Below are 19,130 nucleotides of genomic sequence, written 5' to 3' on the forward strand. Positions count from 1 at the left end.
AAATACTTTATTTAATTATACTAAGTGGTGCTGCTGGAATTTCCTTAAATGCCCAAATACTTACAAACTTTCCCGCTAACCCTGCTGTTAACAACTCAAATGTAATGATTGACGGTAGTACATCGTTTAGTTCTGAAGCCGGTGCCGGACCTAATGTTGGTAAAGGTATTGTAATTCCAAGTGTAGACTTGGTTAACTTTCAATTTGATCTAAGCCTTGCTGATGGATTTACATTTCCTACTTATTTTGATGGTATGCTTGTATATAACAATGCTACAGGAAATACTCTTACAACAGGTAACAGATCTTCAACTGCAACACCCGTGACACCTGGATACTATTATTTCTATAATCCAAATGGTGCATCAAATGGTAATGTAACTGCAGGAGTATGGAGACCACTAGGAGGAGGTAATGCTAAATTTGATGTAACCAGTGCTGAAACAGCTACCAATACATTAGTAGCAAGCAAGCAGGTTTATGCTATCAAAGGAACATTTGCCGCAACAGGAAGTTCAACCGCTGTAAATATCCCATCTCCAACAGGTATGACTGCTTTATATGGTATTACTATTTATAAAGCAGGTACAAACACTGTATATGACAGAAGCTTATACTCTTATACCATTGCAACTACTGCTGGAAATGCAATTACAGGTTCTCCAAGTATGTCAGTAGTATATCCTGCTGGAACATATGACTATGTGATAGAATACTTAAAATAAGATTAATACTTATTTATTATATATTCAAACCAATGAGCAATCATTGGTTTTTTGTTTTATAACAATGAACTTATTATAAGATCTTTAGTATAAACTTAGTTGGTACTTAATTTGTTATATAAGAAGAGTGTTTAAAGAAGAGAAGACTAATCAGTGCTATTTTAATTAATAGAGTTTGATGAGAATTTCATTCTGCTTTAAAAAAAACATTGTTAAAATAATTATAGAGTGATATAAAGTATGGCCTTATTGACTTCTATTAAACAGTTCTTTTCATTTAAGGTCATAAAATTTTTGTTTTTTAAACAACTAGAGATGATATATTAATTTATTTTAGTAAATATTTAAATTACTGATTATCAATATATTATTTAATTTACATTTTGAGTTTTTTCGAGGAAAAGTTAATTATGTTAACTTTTAAGTGCTTTTTTTAACGTTTTTTAACAGTGCTACTTAAAATCCCTAATAATAGGTACTTACAGCCCTTGTTAACATATAATTTTGTTTTCGTTAACGGTTTTTAACATATGGAGTAGGGACTTTACAACATTCCTTATACTTTTGCTCCGTCAAAACCAATAAAATTCAAGATGATGAAAAGATTCATTCTCGTAATCATAATGATGATTTCAACCTTAGGTGTTTATTCTTTTACAGGTAATACCTTAGATGCGAAGAAAACAAGTTATGCATCGTACTACCACGATAAGTTTAATGGTAGAAAAACAGCAAGCGGAGAGATCTTTAGTAATTCAAAGTTCACCGCTGCAAACAGAACGCTTCCGTTTGGGACTAATATTAGAGTTACCAATCTGAACAATGGAAAACAGGTGATAGTGAAGATCAATGATAGAGGCCCTTTCCATGCATCAAGAGCATTAGATATTTCTAAAGCTGCGTTCGATGAGATCGGAGATACCAATCGTGGTACCATTCCGGTTGAATATGAAATTGTCGACTAAATTTATGATTTAAATTTATAAAAGCCAGCTGAATCAGCTGGCTTTTTATTTTTGATCTTTTTACACATTAAACTCCAATAAAGCTGGACAGTGATCAGAATGTACGGCTTCCTTTAATATGACGGCTCGTGAAAGCTTATCTTTCAAAGTATAGGTGGCAAAATTATAATCCAGTCTCCAGCCTTTATTTTTAGCCCGGGAATTCTGTCTGTAGCTCCACCATGTATAATTGTCCGGTTCATTATTAAAGAATCGGAAACTGTCGATCAATTCACATTCTTCAATAAAACTGGTCATCCATTCTCTTTCCATCGGTAAGAAGCCGGAAACATTCTTTAAACGGACCGGATCATGAATATCGATGGCCTGGTGGCATATATTGAAATCACCGGAAATAATGAGGTTAGGGATCGTTTTTCTTAACTCCTTTATATAAGCCAGGAAGTCATGGCAGAACTGCATTTTGAAATCCAGCCTTTCAATATTACTGGCAGACGGAACATACACCGAAATTACAGAGTATCCGTCAAAATCTGCACGGATGATTCTGCCTTCATTATCATAGCTTTCAATACCACATCCATATTCAATATGATCAGGTTTGATTTTAGATGCAATTCCGACGCCGCTGTAGCCTTTTCTTACGGCAGAGTGCCAATAGCTGTGATAACCGATTTTTTCGAGGCTTTCAATATCTATCTGGTCGTTTCCTGCTTTACTTTCCTGAATACAGACAATATCCGGATCAGCAGTCTTCAGCCATCCCAAAAAATCCTTAGTAAAGGCAGCCCTGATTCCGTTAACGTTATATGTGATTAACCTCATGAGTTTTTAATAAAAAATTTAAAATGTTCGTTATATTTTGATGGGATAAATTCTGTGATATCGTAATCTGCTACCTGATGAATATAAAAAGGATCGTCTTTAATGATCTCCAATTTCATGTTTAGAACGGGCATTGGCAACAATAATTCCTCCCGTTCTCGGTTGTTTCCTTCCGGAGGCAATGAAGTTTCCGGAGCTGTAATGTTGTTCAAGAAAATGATTGTGTTAATGAATGAAGCGTTCCACATTTTCCAGGGAAGTTTTGTAGGTCAGTGAGATAATAAACATTGTTTTTTTGCTAAGATATGAACTCTTTGAGATTATTAAAAGCATTGCAAAAAAGAGGCGGCAAAAATCATTCGATTTTTGCCGCCCTAAACCCAAAATTTTAAATAAACTATGAAAAAAACTACTTGGGTTCTAAAATGCTTATGGGAATAATACATTCTTCCAGTGAAATTCCTCCGTGTTGGTAAGTCTCTTTATAGTAATTCACAAAGTGATTGTAATTCTTTGGATAGGCCAGGAAAATATTGTTCTTTGCAAAAATATATTTGGAACTTAAATTTCCTTTTGGCAGAAACAGCTTTTCCGGGTTGGTAACAGCCCATACATCGCTGTCGTCATACGTTAAGCTCTTTCCTGTTTTATAACGGATGTTGGTTGACGTTTCGCGGTCACCTACTACTTTGCTTGGCTTTTTAACGTATACCGTTCCATGGTCTGTAGTGATCACAAGTTTATAACCGTTTTCTGCAGCTGCTTTAATAATTTTCAGTAATGATGAATTTTCAAACCAGTTAAAAGTAAGGGATCTGAACGTTTTATCATCACGGATCAGCTGGTCTACAATATGATTATCTGTTTTTGCATGAGAAAGAATATCAATAAAGTTGTAAACAATAACCAGAAGATCATTGCTTTTATGCTGGTTGAAATCATCATAAATCTTACGCTCAAAATCCGCGTTCAGGACTTTAAGGTATTTCATAGATTTAGATCCTAAACCGATTCTTTTCATCTGGTCTTCCAGAAAATCACGTTCAAATTCATTTTTATTTCCTTCCTCATTATCATTGAACCATTTCTCCGGAAAACGTTTTTCGATCTCGGAAGGCATCAGTCCTGCAAAAAATGAGTTTCTAGCATACTGCGTGGCTGTAGGAAGAATACTGTAATAATAATCTTCCGATATTTTATTATAGTATTTCGTGAATAACGGCTCAATAACTCTCCATTGATCAAAGCGGAGGTTATCCACCATAAGGAGAAGAACTTTTTCTTTTTCTACCTCAGGCTTGATTTTTTCCTTGAAAAGAGTATGACTCATTAAAGGTTTATCAGAATCTGTAAGCCAGCTTTCGTAATTTTTTTCAATGAATTTGGCAAACTGGATATTCGCTTCTTCTTTCTGTGATTGCAGAAGATCAGAAAACTCATTATCCTCAACCTTATCAAATTTAATCTCCCAGCTCAGGATTTTTTTATAATATTCTGCCCATTCCTGGTAAGTTCTGATATAAGAAAGCTCCATAGACAGGTTTCTGAATTCCTGCTGGTACTGAAGAATTGTTTTCTGCTCTACAAGATTGTCCTCCTGAAGATTCTTTTTTAACGATAATAAAATCTGGTTAGGGTTGACGGGCTTTAGGATGTAGTCAGCAATCTGAGATCCGATAGCTTCTTCCATAATATGTTCCTCCTCACTTTTTGTTACCATCACGATCTTTAAAGAATTATCCTTCTCTTTGATCATAGGAATGGCTTCCAGTCCCGAAATACCGGGCATATTTTCATCAATAAGTGTTAAAGCAAACTTCTCCGAATCCATAAGCTCCAGAGCCTCATTTACGTTGTTAACGGGGGTTACCTGGTAACCTTTTTTTTCTAAAAATACGATATGGGGTTTGAGTAAATCTATTTCATCATCTATCCATAATATCTTTTCCGACATAATTTATTTTTTACATGGTATAGTATCAAAATGTTGACCAATTCCTTTTAAATTCTCACAAATTAGAGACAACAAAAGTTAAATATTAGTTAAATGAAAATTCAGTTCATTGACACTGATATCCAATTTGTTCAATGGATGGCCTTTTATAATCTAAAGCTCTTGTAGAACCTCGTCTTTTCTTTCGCTTTTCTAGCTTAAAATTTACTAAAAATAATTCGTTCCAAGGAATTAAACTGACAATAAATAGATTTCCCGGAAGAATCTCCTGTTTAAGTGGAAATGGTCTGTTTAGGATAATTCCTGAGATCAGAAAGATGTTTTAAGCAAAAAATAGCATAGATTATTTATACTACCAAAGATATATTTTTTAAAATAAGAATAGGATGTAACATCAGTTCAAATTAATGGAATTTGTGGTCGGAATAGTACATATGCCACAATTATTATTTCACAGTCAGATTTATGAAAGTGTGTTTTTGGTAGCTTGATTTCTTAATCGCAATTTAATCATGCTTAAAATTTAAAATCCCTAACTTTGTTTACTAATACCAAAGTTTCAATGCAGAATAAGTTAAAGATCATCAACGACCCCGTTCATGGTTTCATCAGAATCCCACACGAAATTTTATTTGACGTTATAGAACATCCTTATTTCCAGAGACTGCGCAGAATTGGGCAGACAGGACTTCTGAACCTGATCTTTCCGGGAGCTACCCATACAAGATTCCATCACGCTTTGGGAGCGATGCATCTGATGTTTACGGCATTGGAAACCTTGCGCCAGAAAGGAGTTAAAATCACGGAAGAGGAAGAAAAAGGAGCCATGCTTGCCATCCTGATGCATGATATCGGGCATGGGCCTTTCTCTCACGCATTGGAAAATATGCTCATGGACGACTGGCATCACGAGAAACTCTCGCTGCTGTTAATGAATAAGTTGAATGAGGAATTTAATGGGCAGCTTTCTGTAGCTATCGAAATGTTTCAGGGAAAATATCATAAAAAGTTTTTTAATCAGCTTATTTCTTCCCAGCTTGATGTGGACAGGCTTGATTATCTGAACAGGGACAGCTTTTTCACAGGCGTTTCTGAAGGGAACATCAATACACAAAGAATCATTTCCATGATGAATGTCTGCAGCGAGGGCGAATTGGTTATCGATGCCAAAGGAGTATATTCTATTGAAAACTTTCTGACAGCCAGAATGTTTATGTACTGGCAGGTATACTATCATAAAACTTCAGCATTGGCAGAGTTTCTTTTAGTTAAAATCCTGGAAAGAGCAAAATATCTGATTTCAGAAGGGATGGATCTGCCTGCAGGAGAAAACCTGAAGTACTTTCTGAACCGTGGCAAAAGTTCGGCCACCGATGAAGATATTTATAGATTTACGCAACTTGACGACAATGATATAATTCATGCGATGAAATCCTGGCAGGATTCGGAAGATTTTATTCTTTCCTATTGGTGCAGATGTGTGATCCAGAGAAACCTTCCGAAAACGGTCATCTCAACACGTCCTTTCAAGCGAAAATTTATTGAGGAAAAAATAAAAAATACCAATCAATTTTTCGGAATCAATAATGGAAAAGAGCTTGTACACGAGATTAAAAGAAAATTACTGCCTTATGATACCAAAAAGCAGCCGATTTATTTACTTCAGAAAAATGGTAAAAAGATCAGGTTAGAAGAATCACAGGACCAGTTATTGTCTGGGCTTATGGTACACAAGACCGCCCGGTATATTCTTACCTTTCCAAGAGATATTTCCCACATAATATCTTAAATAATCTTAAAATTCACGTTCCTAAAATCAAAAAATGTTTGCGAATTACAGAATTTCTTATCTTTGCAGAATATGGAATTTACAGCTTCGCAAATTGCAAGTTTTATTGACGGACAAATAATAGGCGACGAAAGTACGGTTATTACAGGGGTTTCACCAATTGAGAATGGTGAATCAGGACATCTTTCTTTTATAGCACAGGATCGATTTTCACATTTTTTAAATACCTCAAAATGCTCCGTTATTATTGTTTCGGAAAAACTTATCGATAAAGTTGATTATAATCCTACCTTAATTGTCGTAAAGGATGCCTACCTTTCTTTTCAGGTTTTAATGAATCTGTACCAGGAAATGCAGGGAAGAAAAGAGGGAATCGAAACCGGTTCTTCTATTCATGAAACTGCAGTGATCGGGGAAAAAGCCTATATCGGAGCATTTACTTATGTTTCGGAAAAGGCTAAGATTGGAGAAGGTTCGCAAATCTATCCGCAGGTCTATATCGGTAAAGGTGTGAAGATTGGTAAAAACTGTAAAATCGACAGCGGAGCCAGAATCTATGACTACTGTATTATCGGAGACAATTGTGTAATCCATTCCAATACGGTTGTAGGCGGCGACGGATTTGGCTTTCAGCCTACTGCAGAAGGATTCAAAAAAATTCCTCAGCTAGGAAATGTGATTATTGAAGACGATGTAGAGATCGGTTCCAACTGCAGCATTGATAGAGCTACAATAGGTTCTACCATTATCGGCAAAGGAACAAAGATCGATAACCTGATCCAGATCGCACATAATGTGAAGATTGGGCAGAATAATGTTATTGCGGCACAGGCCGGAATTGCAGGATCTACTACCATTGGAGATTGGAACCAGATCGGTGGACAAGTAGGAGTGGTTGGCCATATTAAAATTGGGAATCAGGTGAAAATTCAGGCTCAGAGTGGCGTGAATTCCAGTGTTAATGATAAAGAAACATTGTATGGATCCCCGGCGATAAGCTACAATGACTATCTTAGAAATTATGTCCATTTCAGAAATTTCACTGAAATTGTAAAGAGAATAAATAATCTTGAGGATATCTCAAAAGATAAAACTAATGAGTGATATGCAAAAAACACTCCAGAAAGAAGTAACACTTTCTGGAATTGGCCTTCATACCGGTAAAGAAGTAAAACTTACCATTAAACCCGCAAAAGAAAATACAGGTTTTGTGTTCGTAAGAACAGATCTGGAGGGACATCCCCAGGTAGAAGCTGATGTTAATTATGTAGTAGCAACAGAAAGAGGAACAACATTAGAGAAATTAGGCGTAAAAATTACTACTTGCGAGCACCTTTTAGCTGCATTGGTAGGATGTGATATTGATAATGCCATTCTTGAAATGGATGCTTCCGAGCCGCCAATTTTAGATGGATCTTCAAAATTCTTTGTTGAAGCTATTGAAAGTGTAGGCATAGCAGAACAGGGTATTGCCAGAGAATACCTGGTAATCAAAGAAGTGCTGAGCTATGCAGATCCCGCATCAGGATCAGAAATTACCATTATTCCTTCGGATACTTATGAAGTGACTACTATGGTGGATTTTGGAACCAAAGTTTTGGGAACCCAAAATGCTACCCTTAAAAATATTTCAGAATTTAAAGATGAGATCTCTTCTGCAAGAACATTCAGCTTTTTGCATGAATTGGAAATGCTTTTAGATCATGGTTTGATCAGAGGCGGAGATATCTCAAACGCTATCGTGTATGTGGATAAGGATCTTACGCCTGACACCACAGAAAAATTAAAAAAAGCATTCGGAAAAGATAATGTTTCTATCAGACCGAATGGTATTCTTGATAATCTTACATTAAACTATCCAAACGAAGCTGCAAGACACAAATTACTTGATGTAATTGGCGATCTGGCATTGGCTGGTGTAAAAATAAAAGGTAAAGTCATTGCGAACAAACCGGGACACTATGTGAACACCCAGTTTGCCAAAAAACTGAACCGACAGTGGAAATTGCAAAAGAAAAAAAATGTTCCGGATTTTGATTTAACCAAAGAGCCGGTTTTTGATATCAACGGCATCATGCGTCTTATGCCGCACAGACCACCGTTCTTATTGATCGATAAAATTCTTGAACTTTCAGATTCCCATGTGGTAGGCCTGAAAAATGTTACTATGAATGAGCCTTTCTTTGTAGGACATTTTCCTAAAGAGCCCGTAATGCCTGGAGTTCTTCAGGTGGAAGCTTTGGCACAGACAGGAGGTATCCTTGTATTGGCCAGCGTTCCGGATCCTGAAAATTACTCTACTTATTTTATTAAAATAGATAAAGTAAAATTCAAGAGAAAAGTAGTTCCCGGAGATACAATGATTTTCAAAATTGAATTGATAGAGCCTATCAGAAGGGGAATTGTACATATGCAGGGATACGGATATGTGGGAGACACAGTGGCTGTAGAAGCAGAGTTAATGGCTCAAGTTGCAAAAAATAAAGTTGATTAAATGATTCATCAATTAGCCGCCGTAGATAAACGTGCAAAAATCAGCAAAAACGTTATTGTAGAACCATTTACTACAATTGCAGGGGACGTGGAGATCGGAGAAGGAACTTGGATTGGCCCTAATGTAACCATCATGGATGGAGCCAGAATAGGTAAAAACTGCAGAATTTTCCCGGGAACGGTAATTTCTGCAATCCCTCAGGACTTAAAGTTTGATGGTGAAGATACCCAGGTAATTATTGGTGATGAAACAACAATCAGAGAGTGTGTTACCGTAAACAGAGGTACAAAAGCTCTCGGTTTTACTAAAATCGGCAAAAACTGCCTTATCATGGCAACTTCCCATATTGCACACGATTGTGTTATCGGGGATCATGTTATCATTGTAAACGGTTGTGGTATTGCAGGGCACGTAGAGATCGGAGACTATACTGTAATGGGAGGTCTTAGTGCTGTGCATCAATTCGGTAAAATTGGGAAACATGTAATGATTTCCGGAGGAACTCTGGTAAGAAAAGATATTCCGCCCTATGTGAAAGTGGCAAGAGAACCGATGTCTTACGCAGGAATCAACTCTGTTGGTTTGAGAAGAAGAGGATTTACCAATGAGAAAATTTTTGAGATTCAAAAGATCTACAGAACAATTTTCCAAATGAAAATGAACGTTTCTCAGGCTGTAACTTACATTGAAAAAGAAATGCTTCCAACTGCTGAAAGAGATGAGATCCTTCAGTTTATCCAAAACTCACCAAGAGGTATTGTAAAAGGATACGGAACAACCAAGGAAAGCAATTAAAAGCCAAAAGGTAGCTTTACCTGAAGTAAAAAACTAAAAATAAAAAGATAACATAAATTAATGGCAACAAGCAACGATATCAGAAAAGGACTTTGTATTGAGTACAGTAACGATATTTTTAAAGTAATAGAATTTCTTCACGTAAAACCGGGGAAAGGACCTGCTTTCGTAAGAACAAAATTAAAGTCAGTAACTAACGGGAAAGTGATCGACAATACTTTCTCTGCAGGACACAAAATTGACGAAGTAAAAGTAATCACCCGAAAGTTCCAGTATCTTTATGATGATGAGAACGGATTCCACTTTATGAACAATGATGATTTCTCTCAATTATATTTAAATAAAGAAATGATTGAAAACTCACAGTTCATGAAAGCAGGAGAAGAAGTAACGATCATCCTGAAAGAAGCTGACGAAACGCCGCTTTCTGCCGAACTTCCTCAGTCTGTATACCTGGAAGTAGTTGAAGCTGATCCGGGAGTAAAAGGAAATACAGCAACCAATGCTCTTAAGAACTCAATTGTTGAAACAGGAGCTAGAGTAATGGTTCCTTTATTCATAGAGCCGGGAGACAAAATTAAAGTAAGTACAGAAGACGGCAGCTACTTAGAAAGAGTAAAATAATAATTAAATTTACATAAATTCGGTTTGCACCAGCAGTCCGAATTTTGTTTTTATAAGAAAACCAATTGTTATGAGATTCCATTCTCCACAAAAGCTCAAAACTATTGCCGATTTAATAGGCTCAGAATTTGTTGGCCCCGAAGACTTTGAAGTCTTGGGAACTAATGAGATTCATATGGTTAAGCCGGGTGACATTGTTTTTGTCAACCACCCGAAATATTACGATAAAGCATTAAATTCTGCAGCTACGATTATTCTGATCGACAAAAAGGTAGAATGTCCGGAAGGAAAAGCACTTCTGGTTTCTGATGATCCTTTCAGGGACTTCAATAAGATCAATACCCACTTTACAAGAATATACAATTTCACTGAGGAACTTCACGACGTAGAAATCGGGGAGGGAACAAAGATTCATCGTACGGCTGTTATCGGAAATAATGTTGTAATCGGGAAAAATACTTTAATTTTTCCAAATGTCGTTATTGGAGACAGAACAGTAATTGGTGATAACGTGATCATTCAGTCAAACACGGTTTTAGGGGGTGATGCGTTTTATTACAGAAAGCTGAATGGAAATTTTGACCGTCTTATTTCGGTTGGAAATGTAGTCATCGAAAACAATGTGGAAATTGGAAATGGCTGTACAATCGACAGAGGCGTTACAGATTCCACCGTCATCGGGGAAGGCTCTGTTTTGGATAACCAAATTCAGATCGGGCATGACACCATTGTCGGAAAGAAATGCCTCATTGCATCACAGGTGGGAATTGCAGGATGCTGTGTCATAGGAGATGAAGTAACACTTTGGGGACAGGTAGGTGTCGCTTCCGGGAATAAAATTGAAAGCGGATCTGTTATTCTTGGTAAAACAGGAGTCAACAGAGATCTTAAAAAAGGAACCTACATTGGGATGTTTGCAGAAGATTTCAAAGGCTATTTGAAAAAAGAAGTAAAGCTGAGAAATCTCAAATAAACTATTCACTTGGTTTTGTCCAAAATCAAAGAAAAATAAGTAAATTTGTGAGCATTAATAAAATATTTAAATAAATTAAAACATCAATAAAATGTCAATTTTAGTAAACAAAGATTCTAAAGTAATTGTACAAGGATTTACAGGGAACGAAGGTACTTTCCACGCGGGCCAGATGATTGAATACGGAACCAACGTAGTAGGAGGGGTTACTCCGGGCAAAGGAGGATCTGAGCACTTAGGAAAGCCTGTATTCAATACAGTAGCTGATGCTGTTCAAAAAGCTGGAGCCAATGTAAGTATCATTTTCGTACCACCTGCATTCGCTGCTGATGCGATCATGGAGGCTGCTGAGGCAGGTATCAAAGTTATCGTATGTATTACTGAAGGTATTCCTGTAGCGGATATGGTGAAAGTAAAATCTTACATCGCTGACAGAGACTGCAGATTAATCGGTCCGAACTGTCCGGGAATCATTACTTCTGAAGAAGCTAAAATTGGTATTATGCCAGGATTCGTTTTCAAAAAAGGTAAAGTAGGTATCGTTTCAAAATCAGGTACTCTTACTTACGAAGCTGCTGATCAGGTTGTAAAAGCTGGTTACGGTGTTTCTACAGCAATCGGAATCGGTGGTGACCCAATCATTGGAACTACTACAAGAGAAGCTTTGGAATTATTCATCAACGATCCTGAAACCGAAGCGGTAGTAATGATCGGTGAGATTGGTGGTGGATTGGAAGCTGAAGCTGCAAGATGGTATAAAGCCAGCGGATCTACGAAACCGGTTGTAGGATTTATTGCCGGACAGACTGCTCCTAAAGGAAGAACGATGGGACATGCCGGTGCTATTGTAGGTGGTGATGAAGATACTGCTCAGGCAAAAATGGAGATCATGAGAGAAAACGGAATCAATGTTGTAGATTCTCCTGCAGATATCGGTGTTACAGTTGCTAAAGTTCTAGGATAAGACATACAAAAACAAAACATATGAAAAAACTTTTATTAACCTCAGCATTGGCCCTTTCAACTCTGTCGTTTGCACAGATCGATTTTGCAAACACAAGATTTGGTGTCACGGCAGGAGGTAACTACTCCAGAGTAAGAAATGCCCATAACCCTTCTGGTCCAAGATTCGCGTTCCAGGGTGGAGCTTTAGCTCTTATCCCGGTTGGAAAAGCTAACCAGTTCTTTATACAGCCCGAGGTCGTGTATTACGGTGCAGGAGAAACCGGAAAAGATAAAGATGCTAAAGGAAAAGATGGTTATGATGCAGTATATGGTAACAATTATCTGAGCGTACCTATCTATTTTAAAGGATATTTTTCTGAAGCAGAATCAGAATTCTTTGGAATGATAGGACCAAGATTTAACTTTTTGATGAGTCAGAATGTTAAGAATGCTCCTATAGGCAGACCATATTATGATCCGGATGTTACCGATCCTTTATATCCGTCAGTAAGCGGAAAAGCGTCAAGCTTTAATTTTGCTTTAGGATTAGGAGTTGGCTATAGCTATAAAAGACAGCTGGAATTAGCTCTTAAATATGACCTTGGTCTTTCAGATACTTATCCTGATCTTGCAAAAGAAAAAGGAGGTACTGATAAGAGAAAATCCGAACAGGTGATCAGCCTTAGCCTAAGCTATATTTTCAAATAGAATAATTAATTATTCAACGATAAAAATCCCGGAAATTTTAATTTCCGGGATTTTGTTTTTTTATCACTAAAGGCTTCCTGCCTTGAAATTTGATTTATTGTGTTTCAAGACAAAAGAACAATCAGACGAAATAATTAAATAAATATTTCCCTATCCTCTGATCCACTTCCAGATCTCCTTTAAAGTCGCTTTATTTCCATACATCAAAATCCCTACACGATAGATCTTTCCGGCCAGGAATATCATGAGGATGGTAGTTCCCAGCAATAAGGCAATAGACAAAGCAATCTGCCATGCAGGGACGCCGAAAGGTATTCTCGCAATCATGGCAACCGGAGATGTAAAAGGGATAATGGACAGCCAGAAGCCCAACGGGCCGTCAGGATTGTTCATCAGGGAAAAGCTGCCGTACATTCCCAGCGTAAGCGGTAAAATAGCAAATAAGGTGAACTGCTGGGTCTCTGTTTCATTATCTACTGCAGAACCAATAGCTGCATAGATGGAACTGTAAAAAATATATCCCAAAAGGAAAAATACAATGAATACAAAAATAATCAGCGGAAAGTTCAGTTCTAATAAACTGTGTGAAACCTGTGTTGCAATCCGGGTAACGTCCAGCTTACTGGCAATTTCCTCATTGCCCCCGGGAATATTTTTTTGGAAGGAAGAAAATCCGGTATTTAAAACCAATGCACCTATAACAGACATGGAGATCCAGATCAGAAACTGCGTCAAAGCGACCAGTGTTACCCCTAATATCTTACCCATCATCAGCTCAAACGGCTTCACAGATGAAATAATGATCTCTACCACACGGTTGTTTTTCTCTTCAAGAACGCTTCTCATGACCCTTACCCCATAAATAATGATAAACATAAACGTTACATACATCAAAAGAATGCTTAAACCGCTTTTTACCCCAAAAGCAAGATCAGAGTCTTCCTTATTATTATCAGAAACATTAATCGTTTTTAAAGTAAAACCTTTGTCAAGACTGTTCAGCTGACTTTCTTCAATACCGAGCTGCTTTATTTTTTCCTTTTTGATTACATCTGTAATATCAGAAACGATCTTCTGTTTCGTATCGAGTCCCATTTTGACATTTACGATAAGCCTTGTACCGTTTTCAAGTCCGGTATAGTCATGATCTTTCAGTTCGGGAAGGATCAGGATGCCATCCAGAGATTCATTATCTTTCAGGTTATTGATCTTTGCCTTCTCATCCGCTGCAGAAACAAATACATAATTGAGCTTGTCATTGGATTTCAGCTGATCTTTGAAAAGCCCACTTTTATCTACAACCTCAATAATGCTGTGGGACTCGTTGGCTTTAAACATTAACCCAATCACTGCTCCAAACCCAATCAATAAAAGAGGGGCCAGCAGTGTTAATATGATGAAGGACTTTTTCTTCACCTGCGTAAGAAATTCCCTTTTTGTAATTAAAAAAATATTGTTCATAAAAATTAAGAATGGTTACTTACAGCATTAATAAACACTTCATTCATGCTCGGAATTCTTTCGTCGAACGATCTCACTTTTCCTACATTGACAAGATCGAGAAGAATCTCATTCTGCCCGCTTTCATTTTTCAGATCAAAAGAAACCATATTGTTTTCATTAGAGAAATTAAAAATATCATAGCTGTTTTTGAAGCTCTCAAATTTTATTTCATCCACTTCAGAAAGTGTAACTCCAAAAATATTCTTCTTAAATTTTTCCCTTACATCAAAAACTCTTCCGTCGATAATCTTTTTAGAATTGTTGATCAGTGCTACATAATCACACATTTCCTCAACACTTTCCATTCTGTGTGTAGAAAGAATGATCGTAGTTCCGTTATTTTTAAGATCAATAATCTGATCTTTGATTAAATTGGCATTTACCGGATCAAAACCCGAAAAAGGCTCATCAAGGATCAGAAGATGCGGGCGGTGAAGAACCGTAACCACAAACTGGATCTTCTGCGCCATCCCTTTTGAGAGCTCGGACAGCTTCTTTTTCCACCACTGGTCGATGTTCAGTTTTTCAAACCACTTCTTGGCTTCGTTCAGAGCATCATTCTTGCTCATTCCTTTCAGTTCTCCGAAATAAAGGATCTGATCGCCCACGCTCATATTTTTATACAGACCTCTTTCTTCAGGCATATAGCCGATATCTCTGATGTGGCTGGGATTAAGCTTGTTTCCATTAATGAATACATCTCCGGAATCCGCCTGGGTAATTTGATTGATAATACGGATGAAGGAAGTTTTTCCCGCTCCGTTCGGGCCTAGAAGACCATAAATACTGCCTTGTGGTACATGGATACTGAAATCATCCAATGCTACTTTCTTCCCGGCACTATAGGTCTTTCTGATATGTTCAGCTTTAAGCATTAAATTGTTTTTAACAATGAGTATAAAAAAGTCCTTAAAGTTACGGAAATATTAAGGCAGAACTGATGCAAAAGAAAAAATCCTGATGATTATCAGGATTTAATTTTATTGTTTTACGATTTGAGTAACCTTTTGGGTATTATCGCTTAAAATATAGCGAATCAGATATTTTCCGGGTTTCAGTTTTTCAATATTGATTTCTCCGGAATTCATGTTGACAGAGTAATTGGCTACCTGTGTTCCTAAAATTGAATAGAAGGTAACAGTCTTGATCTTTAATGCAGAATCTTTTGCTTTGATCAAAAGGAAATCCTTCGCAGGATTTGGGTAAGCTACCAATACACCGTCATCAGACTTCTGTGTGATGGAACCCGGCTCTCTCAGCTGTGCCTGCATATTGTTGGAAAACCCAACGAAAGCGCCTGTAAATAGGAATAAAAGTAAAAGTTTTTTCATCAAATTATAATTTCTCGAATGTATTAAAACAAAAATAAACAATTCTACAATTCTATACAATAGTTTTTTATATAAGTTGTAGTAAATTTGTAGAAACTTATTCAAAAAGTATTCCAAAATGATACATTCAAGAAATAGAAGACTTAGAGTTAATGAATCTATCAGAAGTTTAGTAAGAGAGAATAATCTTACAACTGATGATTTTGTAATGCCTATTTTCGTAATGGAGGGCGAAAACCAACAGGAAGCGATACCGTCGATGCCGGGGATTTTCAGGAGGAGTATAGATTTAACGGTAAAGGAATGTAAGGAGTTATTTTCTTTGGGTGTAAAATCTGTCAATCTGTACATGAAAGTGTCAGAACATTTGAAAGACAATACAGGAAAGGAAGCCTGGAACAAGGACGGGCTTATGCAACAGACGATCAAAGCGATCAAAAATGCAGTTCCGGAAATGATTGTAATGCCGGATGTAGCTTTAGATCCTTATTCGATCTACGGGCATGACGGGATTATTGAAAATGGAAAGATTGTGAATGATGCTACCAATGATGCCCTGGCAAGAATGTCCGTATCCCATGCCGAGGCAGGAGCTGATATTGTAGCGCCAAGTGATATGATGGACGGAAGAGTGCTGGCAATTCGTGAAGCTTTAGAGGAAAGTGGATTTACCGATGTAGGAATCCTGAGCTATTCCGCAAAATATGCAAGTTCTTTCTACGGACCTTTCAGAAGTGCCCTGGACAGCGCACCGAAAGATAATATGGAAATTCCGAAAGATAAAAAGACCTATCAGATGGATTTCCACAATTCCCGTGAAGCGTTGAACGAAGTTTTCAAAGATATTGATGAAGGGGCCGATATTATCATGATCAAACCGGGACTTCCATATCTGGATATCGTTTCTAAAGTTCGTGAAGCTATTGATCTTCCTATAGCAGTTTACAATGTGAGTGGAGAATATGCCATGGTAAAAGCAGCTGCACAGAATGGCTGGCTGGATAATGATAAAACTATTATTGAAAGCCTGACATGTTTCAAAAGAGCCGGAGCAGATATGATTTTTACTTATTTTGCGAAAGAAGCAGCGATGATTCTGAACAAATAATAAGTCATTACTATTCAAAATAATCTGCCCCTAAATAAATTTTAGGGGCAGACTTTATTTTTATATAAGAAATATTCTTAGTTGTGTCCGAAGCATGTGTAATAATCACGATCTCCCGGCTGGATAGGATTTTCGCCCCCATTATCATTTACACAAACATTGGTAGGACACAGGTACCATCCTGCAGGGCAATTACCGTTGGCATCAGGAAATCTGATACTTCCTCCGCTGATGTTCTTTAGTTCCTTTTTCGTTAACTTTTTCATGACAAATATTTTATAGGTTAGTAAAACTAAAATAGTAAAAATTTATCACATGATGTTGAAATCTTTTCCTTTCGTGAATTTTGCGGCAAAAGGAGCCTGGTTTCCGGAGTATTTTAAAATAAAATGTTTCTTGGTGTCCGTATCTATTTTAGCATCCACTTCTACATTCTGTGTCTGAAAACTCACATCTAACCCCACTCCCGACTCTTTTTCAAGGAAGATTTCTACACTTTCAGCATAAAAGAGAGAAGTGCTCAGATAATTGAACTTAATATTCTTTCTGTAAGTCTTAGATTTACTTTGTGTAAATAATGAGTAATTTTTCAGAATCTCAATTCCGGGAGAGTCAATGTTGGTAATTCTGGATTTGGTTACGCCATTTACCCTCACTGAAAAACTTTTAGCATTTTTAATATTTCCGTTTACCCCGATATTGAACAAAGAAGGAAGCGACAGACCGTATTCAACCATGCTCTCTTTTGTGAATTCAAAATCAGGAATCAGTGCAGGATGCTTCGGTGTATTAATCAGCTGCTCCTTTACCGTATTAAGAAGATCTCCGGAAAATAGGTATCCGATGAGGTTGTTTCCCGTCGTTCTCCAGTTTCTCCCGTTCCATTCGAAAATCTCACAAAGCAGTGTATCTGTGGATGAATGGGGAAGAAGATCCATATCCTGCCATTTGAAAACTTCCTTGGCATAAGGCCTTCTGTCGACAATATTAATACCCAGATCCAGAGCAAGAAGATCTGTCAGGTCTTGATTAGTTTCCATATTATTTTAGTTGTTGGTTTGGTCATATAAAATTATGAAATAAAATAATTCTTACAACCAGCCCTTTCTTCCATAAACATAAGTGTCATCAAACTGCTTATCGTTCATAAACAGGTATAAAATCCCTTCAATAAAAGGAATAATAGAAGCTGCTCCAAAAGTGATAATATTAAGGACAAGCTGAATGATACCTTCTTTCGTATAGCCCAGATAGAATTTGTTCAAAGCTAGCCAGCCTACGAGAATTCCTAGTATTGCTGCCGGAATTTTCTTTTCCGAACGGTAGGGAACACTATTCTGCTGATTTTGATCCTGGGTGCCTTCTGTTTTTGTATAACCGTAATTTTCCATTGTTAATTTATTTGTGATGAGTAAATGATTTCTCTATAAGTAGAATAAAACCTCTGAGAGTTACAAAATAGCAGTTTAATTAACTACTTTCTGTACAACTTTCATACCGGTAGAGTTGAAGTTTTAGCAAGCCACACTTATAAAAAAAACAAAAAATTACTCCTGGCTTCTTAAAAAATGATAGTACATTTCATAATCTAAAATTTGAATTCAAAAAAACTTTATCTTTGCTCCTATGATTTTACGAGGAGAAAACTTAATCAAAGAATACGGTCCTAAAAAAGTAGTAAAAGGCGTTTCTGTACAGGTTCAACAGGGAGAAATTGTTGGTTTGCTTGGTCCCAACGGAGCAGGAAAAACCACTTCGTTTTACATGATCGTAGGACTGGTTAAGCCTACTTCAGGGAAAATTTTTCTGGATAAACAGGAGATCACTACCGATGCCATGTATCGCCGTGCCCAAAAGGGAATCGGTTATCTGGCACAGGAAGCTTCCGTTTTCAGAAAGCTGTCCGTAGAAGAAAACATTATGGGCGTTTTGCAGCTTACAAAGCTTTCAAGACGTGAACAGCAGATTAAATGTGATGAGCTGATAGAAGAATTTTCACTGCAGCACGTACGTAAAAACAGAGGGGACCTTCTTTCGGGAGGGGAAAGACGTAGAACAGAAATTGCACGCTGTCTGGCCACGAGCCCTAACTTCATTCTTCTCGATGAGCCTTTTGCCGGAGTAGACCCCATTGCGGTAGAAGATATCCAGAAAATTGTAAGAAGTCTGGTAGATAAAAATATCGGAATCCTGATCACGGATCACAACGTACAGCAGACCTTAGCCATCACCAATAAAACATACATCATGTTTGAAGGTAAAATCCTTAAAGAGGGGCTTCCCGAAGATCTTGCCAACGATCCGCAGGTAAGAGAGGCCTATCTTGGGGAAAACTTTGTGTACCAGAGTATTTTAGACAAACCGAAAAAGAAAAAATATATTTACAATATC

The 19,130-nt window shown here is 37.2% G+C and carries 20 protein-coding genes and 1 pseudogene; 12 read left to right on the plus strand and 9 right to left on the minus strand.

Going from position 1 to position 19,130, the window contains the following annotated elements; all coding sequences use genetic code 11:
* Positions 1-104: 104 nt before the first annotated feature.
* Positions 105-725, plus strand: a complete 621-nt coding sequence (locus AC4IFE_RS00250) for a hypothetical protein (RefSeq protein WP_490753973.1) — start codon at positions 105-107, stop codon at positions 723-725.
* 593 nt (positions 726-1,318) lie between these two features.
* Entirely contained in the window at positions 1,319-1,690 is a 372-nt protein-coding gene (locus AC4IFE_RS00255; protein WP_048502358.1) for a septal ring lytic transglycosylase RlpA family protein, read from the plus strand.
* A 60-nt stretch (positions 1,691-1,750) separates the two neighbouring features.
* Here AC4IFE_RS00255 and AC4IFE_RS00260 read toward each other — a convergent pair whose 3' ends face one another.
* The 3 genes from AC4IFE_RS00260 to porX all read right to left on the minus strand — a co-directional run bounded on the left by AC4IFE_RS00260 (position 1,751) and on the right by porX (position 4,469).
* Complete coding sequence (locus AC4IFE_RS00260; protein ID WP_490753975.1) at positions 1,751-2,515, minus strand: exodeoxyribonuclease III; 765 nt, start codon at positions 2,513-2,515, stop codon at positions 1,751-1,753.
* 99 nt (positions 2,516-2,614) lie between these two features.
* A complete protein-coding gene (locus AC4IFE_RS00265) occupies positions 2,615-2,698 on the minus strand; it encodes a hypothetical protein (RefSeq protein WP_490754793.1) in 84 nt (27 codons plus the stop codon).
* A gap of 226 nt (positions 2,699-2,924) precedes the next feature.
* Complete coding sequence (gene porX, locus AC4IFE_RS00270) at positions 2,925-4,469, minus strand: T9SS response regulator signal transducer PorX (RefSeq protein WP_490753976.1); 1,545 nt, start codon at positions 4,467-4,469, stop codon at positions 2,925-2,927.
* A 562-nt stretch (positions 4,470-5,031) separates the two neighbouring features.
* On the opposite strand from porX, the gene AC4IFE_RS00275 reads away from it, so the two are divergent.
* From AC4IFE_RS00275 to AC4IFE_RS00310, 8 genes are all read left to right on the plus strand, one after another.
* Positions 5,032-6,258, plus strand: coding sequence for an HD domain-containing protein (locus AC4IFE_RS00275; RefSeq protein WP_490753977.1), 1,227 nt, complete (start codon positions 5,032-5,034; stop codon positions 6,256-6,258).
* A 72-nt stretch (positions 6,259-6,330) separates the two neighbouring features.
* Positions 6,331-7,362 (plus strand): UDP-3-O-(3-hydroxymyristoyl)glucosamine N-acyltransferase, encoded by a 1,032-nt coding sequence (gene lpxD, locus AC4IFE_RS00280; RefSeq protein WP_111956620.1) that lies wholly within the window; start codon positions 6,331-6,333, stop codon positions 7,360-7,362.
* On the plus strand, positions 7,355-8,752 hold the full coding sequence (locus tag AC4IFE_RS00285; protein WP_111956623.1) for a bifunctional UDP-3-O-[3-hydroxymyristoyl] N-acetylglucosamine deacetylase/3-hydroxyacyl-ACP dehydratase: 1,398 nt from the start codon (positions 7,355-7,357) through the stop codon (positions 8,750-8,752). The genes lpxD and AC4IFE_RS00285 overlap by 8 nt, the downstream gene beginning before the upstream one ends.
* Positions 8,753-9,547 carry an acyl-ACP--UDP-N-acetylglucosamine O-acyltransferase gene (gene lpxA / locus AC4IFE_RS00290; RefSeq protein WP_111956625.1) on the plus strand — a complete coding sequence of 265 codons (795 nt, stop codon included), beginning with the start codon at positions 8,753-8,755 and terminating at the stop codon, positions 9,545-9,547.
* Between the two features lie 60 nt (positions 9,548-9,607).
* Positions 9,608-10,171, plus strand: coding sequence for an elongation factor P (gene efp / locus AC4IFE_RS00295; protein WP_490753980.1), 564 nt, complete (start codon positions 9,608-9,610; stop codon positions 10,169-10,171).
* Between the two features lie 70 nt (positions 10,172-10,241).
* Positions 10,242-11,144, plus strand: coding sequence for a UDP-3-O-(3-hydroxymyristoyl)glucosamine N-acyltransferase (locus AC4IFE_RS00300; RefSeq protein ID WP_490753981.1), 903 nt, complete (start codon positions 10,242-10,244; stop codon positions 11,142-11,144).
* 91 nt (positions 11,145-11,235) lie between these two features.
* Entirely contained in the window at positions 11,236-12,108 is an 873-nt protein-coding gene (gene sucD / locus AC4IFE_RS00305; protein ID WP_490753983.1) for a succinate--CoA ligase subunit alpha, read from the plus strand.
* A gap of 20 nt (positions 12,109-12,128) precedes the next feature.
* Positions 12,129-12,797: a porin family protein gene (locus AC4IFE_RS00310; RefSeq protein WP_490753985.1), complete on the plus strand. Its 669-nt coding sequence runs from the start codon at positions 12,129-12,131 to the stop codon at positions 12,795-12,797.
* A 150-nt stretch (positions 12,798-12,947) separates the two neighbouring features.
* Here AC4IFE_RS00310 and AC4IFE_RS00315 read toward each other — a convergent pair whose 3' ends face one another.
* From AC4IFE_RS00315 to AC4IFE_RS00325, 3 genes are all read right to left on the minus strand, one after another.
* Positions 12,948-14,258: an ABC transporter permease gene (locus tag AC4IFE_RS00315; protein ID WP_490753986.1), complete on the minus strand. Its 1,311-nt coding sequence runs from the start codon at positions 14,256-14,258 to the stop codon at positions 12,948-12,950.
* Positions 14,259-14,263: 5 nt separating this feature from the next.
* Complete coding sequence (locus AC4IFE_RS00320) at positions 14,264-15,175, minus strand: ABC transporter ATP-binding protein (RefSeq protein ID WP_490753988.1); 912 nt, start codon at positions 15,173-15,175, stop codon at positions 14,264-14,266.
* Between the two features lie 105 nt (positions 15,176-15,280).
* Positions 15,281-15,631 (minus strand): T9SS type A sorting domain-containing protein, encoded by a 351-nt coding sequence (locus tag AC4IFE_RS00325; protein ID WP_490753990.1) that lies wholly within the window; start codon positions 15,629-15,631, stop codon positions 15,281-15,283.
* Between the two features lie 118 nt (positions 15,632-15,749).
* On the opposite strand from AC4IFE_RS00325, the gene hemB reads away from it, so the two are divergent.
* Positions 15,750-16,739, plus strand: coding sequence for a porphobilinogen synthase (hemB, locus tag AC4IFE_RS00330; protein WP_490753991.1), 990 nt, complete (start codon positions 15,750-15,752; stop codon positions 16,737-16,739).
* 77 nt (positions 16,740-16,816) lie between these two features.
* Here hemB and AC4IFE_RS00335 read toward each other — a convergent pair whose 3' ends face one another.
* The 3 genes from AC4IFE_RS00335 to AC4IFE_RS00345 are packed head-to-tail and all read right to left on the minus strand — an operon-like array spanning position 16,817 to position 18,130.
* Positions 16,817-17,005, minus strand: coding sequence for a bacteriocin (locus AC4IFE_RS00335; RefSeq protein ID WP_111956642.1), 189 nt, complete (start codon positions 17,003-17,005; stop codon positions 16,817-16,819).
* Positions 17,006-17,050: 45 nt separating this feature from the next.
* Positions 17,051-17,779: a hypothetical protein gene (locus AC4IFE_RS00340; RefSeq protein ID WP_490753993.1), complete on the minus strand. Its 729-nt coding sequence runs from the start codon at positions 17,777-17,779 to the stop codon at positions 17,051-17,053.
* Between the two features lie 51 nt (positions 17,780-17,830).
* Complete coding sequence (locus AC4IFE_RS00345) at positions 17,831-18,130, minus strand: TM2 domain-containing protein (protein WP_490753994.1); 300 nt, start codon at positions 18,128-18,130, stop codon at positions 17,831-17,833.
* A gap of 235 nt (positions 18,131-18,365) precedes the next feature.
* Here AC4IFE_RS00345 and lptB point away from each other — a divergent pair.
* Positions 18,366-19,091: pseudogene (gene lptB / locus AC4IFE_RS00350) on the plus strand (LPS export ABC transporter ATP-binding protein); the annotation flags it as partial.
* Between the last annotated feature and the right edge of the window lie 39 nt (positions 19,092-19,130).

The sequence above is a fragment of the Chryseobacterium sp. UF-81 genome, from assembly GCF_058245105.1.

What these genes read in the sequence shown, in the direction of transcription:
- AC4IFE_RS00260 (WP_490753975.1), bottom strand. Translation starts at nt 2,515, where the DNA reads ATGAGGTTAATCACATATAACGTTAACGGAATCAGGGCTGCCTTTACT.
- lpxA (WP_111956625.1), top strand. Translation starts at nt 8,753, where the DNA reads ATGATTCATCAATTAGCCGCCGTAGATAAACGTGCAAAAATCAGCAAA.
- efp (WP_490753980.1), top strand. Translation starts at nt 9,608, where the DNA reads ATGGCAACAAGCAACGATATCAGAAAAGGACTTTGTATTGAGTACAGT.
- AC4IFE_RS00340 (WP_490753993.1), bottom strand. Translation starts at nt 17,779, where the DNA reads ATGGAAACTAATCAAGACCTGACAGATCTTCTTGCTCTGGATCTGGGT.
- AC4IFE_RS00300 (WP_490753981.1), top strand. Translation starts at nt 10,242, where the DNA reads ATGAGATTCCATTCTCCACAAAAGCTCAAAACTATTGCCGATTTAATA.
- AC4IFE_RS00310 (WP_490753985.1), top strand. Translation starts at nt 12,129, where the DNA reads ATGAAAAAACTTTTATTAACCTCAGCATTGGCCCTTTCAACTCTGTCG.
- porX (WP_490753976.1), bottom strand. Translation starts at nt 4,469, where the DNA reads ATGTCGGAAAAGATATTATGGATAGATGATGAAATAGATTTACTCAAA.
- hemB (WP_490753991.1), top strand. Translation starts at nt 15,750, where the DNA reads ATGATACATTCAAGAAATAGAAGACTTAGAGTTAATGAATCTATCAGA.
- AC4IFE_RS00275 (WP_490753977.1), top strand. Translation starts at nt 5,032, where the DNA reads ATGCAGAATAAGTTAAAGATCATCAACGACCCCGTTCATGGTTTCATC.
- AC4IFE_RS00285 (WP_111956623.1), top strand. Translation starts at nt 7,355, where the DNA reads ATGAGTGATATGCAAAAAACACTCCAGAAAGAAGTAACACTTTCTGGA.
- lpxD (WP_111956620.1), top strand. Translation starts at nt 6,331, where the DNA reads ATGGAATTTACAGCTTCGCAAATTGCAAGTTTTATTGACGGACAAATA.
- AC4IFE_RS00325 (WP_490753990.1), bottom strand. Translation starts at nt 15,631, where the DNA reads ATGAAAAAACTTTTACTTTTATTCCTATTTACAGGCGCTTTCGTTGGG.
- AC4IFE_RS00315 (WP_490753986.1), bottom strand. Translation starts at nt 14,258, where the DNA reads ATGAACAATATTTTTTTAATTACAAAAAGGGAATTTCTTACGCAGGTG.
- AC4IFE_RS00320 (WP_490753988.1), bottom strand. Translation starts at nt 15,175, where the DNA reads ATGCTTAAAGCTGAACATATCAGAAAGACCTATAGTGCCGGGAAGAAA.
- AC4IFE_RS00335 (WP_111956642.1), bottom strand. Translation starts at nt 17,005, where the DNA reads ATGAAAAAGTTAACGAAAAAGGAACTAAAGAACATCAGCGGAGGAAGT.
- sucD (WP_490753983.1), top strand. Translation starts at nt 11,236, where the DNA reads ATGTCAATTTTAGTAAACAAAGATTCTAAAGTAATTGTACAAGGATTT.
- AC4IFE_RS00255 (WP_048502358.1), top strand. Translation starts at nt 1,319, where the DNA reads ATGATGAAAAGATTCATTCTCGTAATCATAATGATGATTTCAACCTTA.
- AC4IFE_RS00250 (WP_490753973.1), top strand. Translation starts at nt 105, where the DNA reads ATGATTGACGGTAGTACATCGTTTAGTTCTGAAGCCGGTGCCGGACCT.
- AC4IFE_RS00345 (WP_490753994.1), bottom strand. Translation starts at nt 18,130, where the DNA reads ATGGAAAATTACGGTTATACAAAAACAGAAGGCACCCAGGATCAAAAT.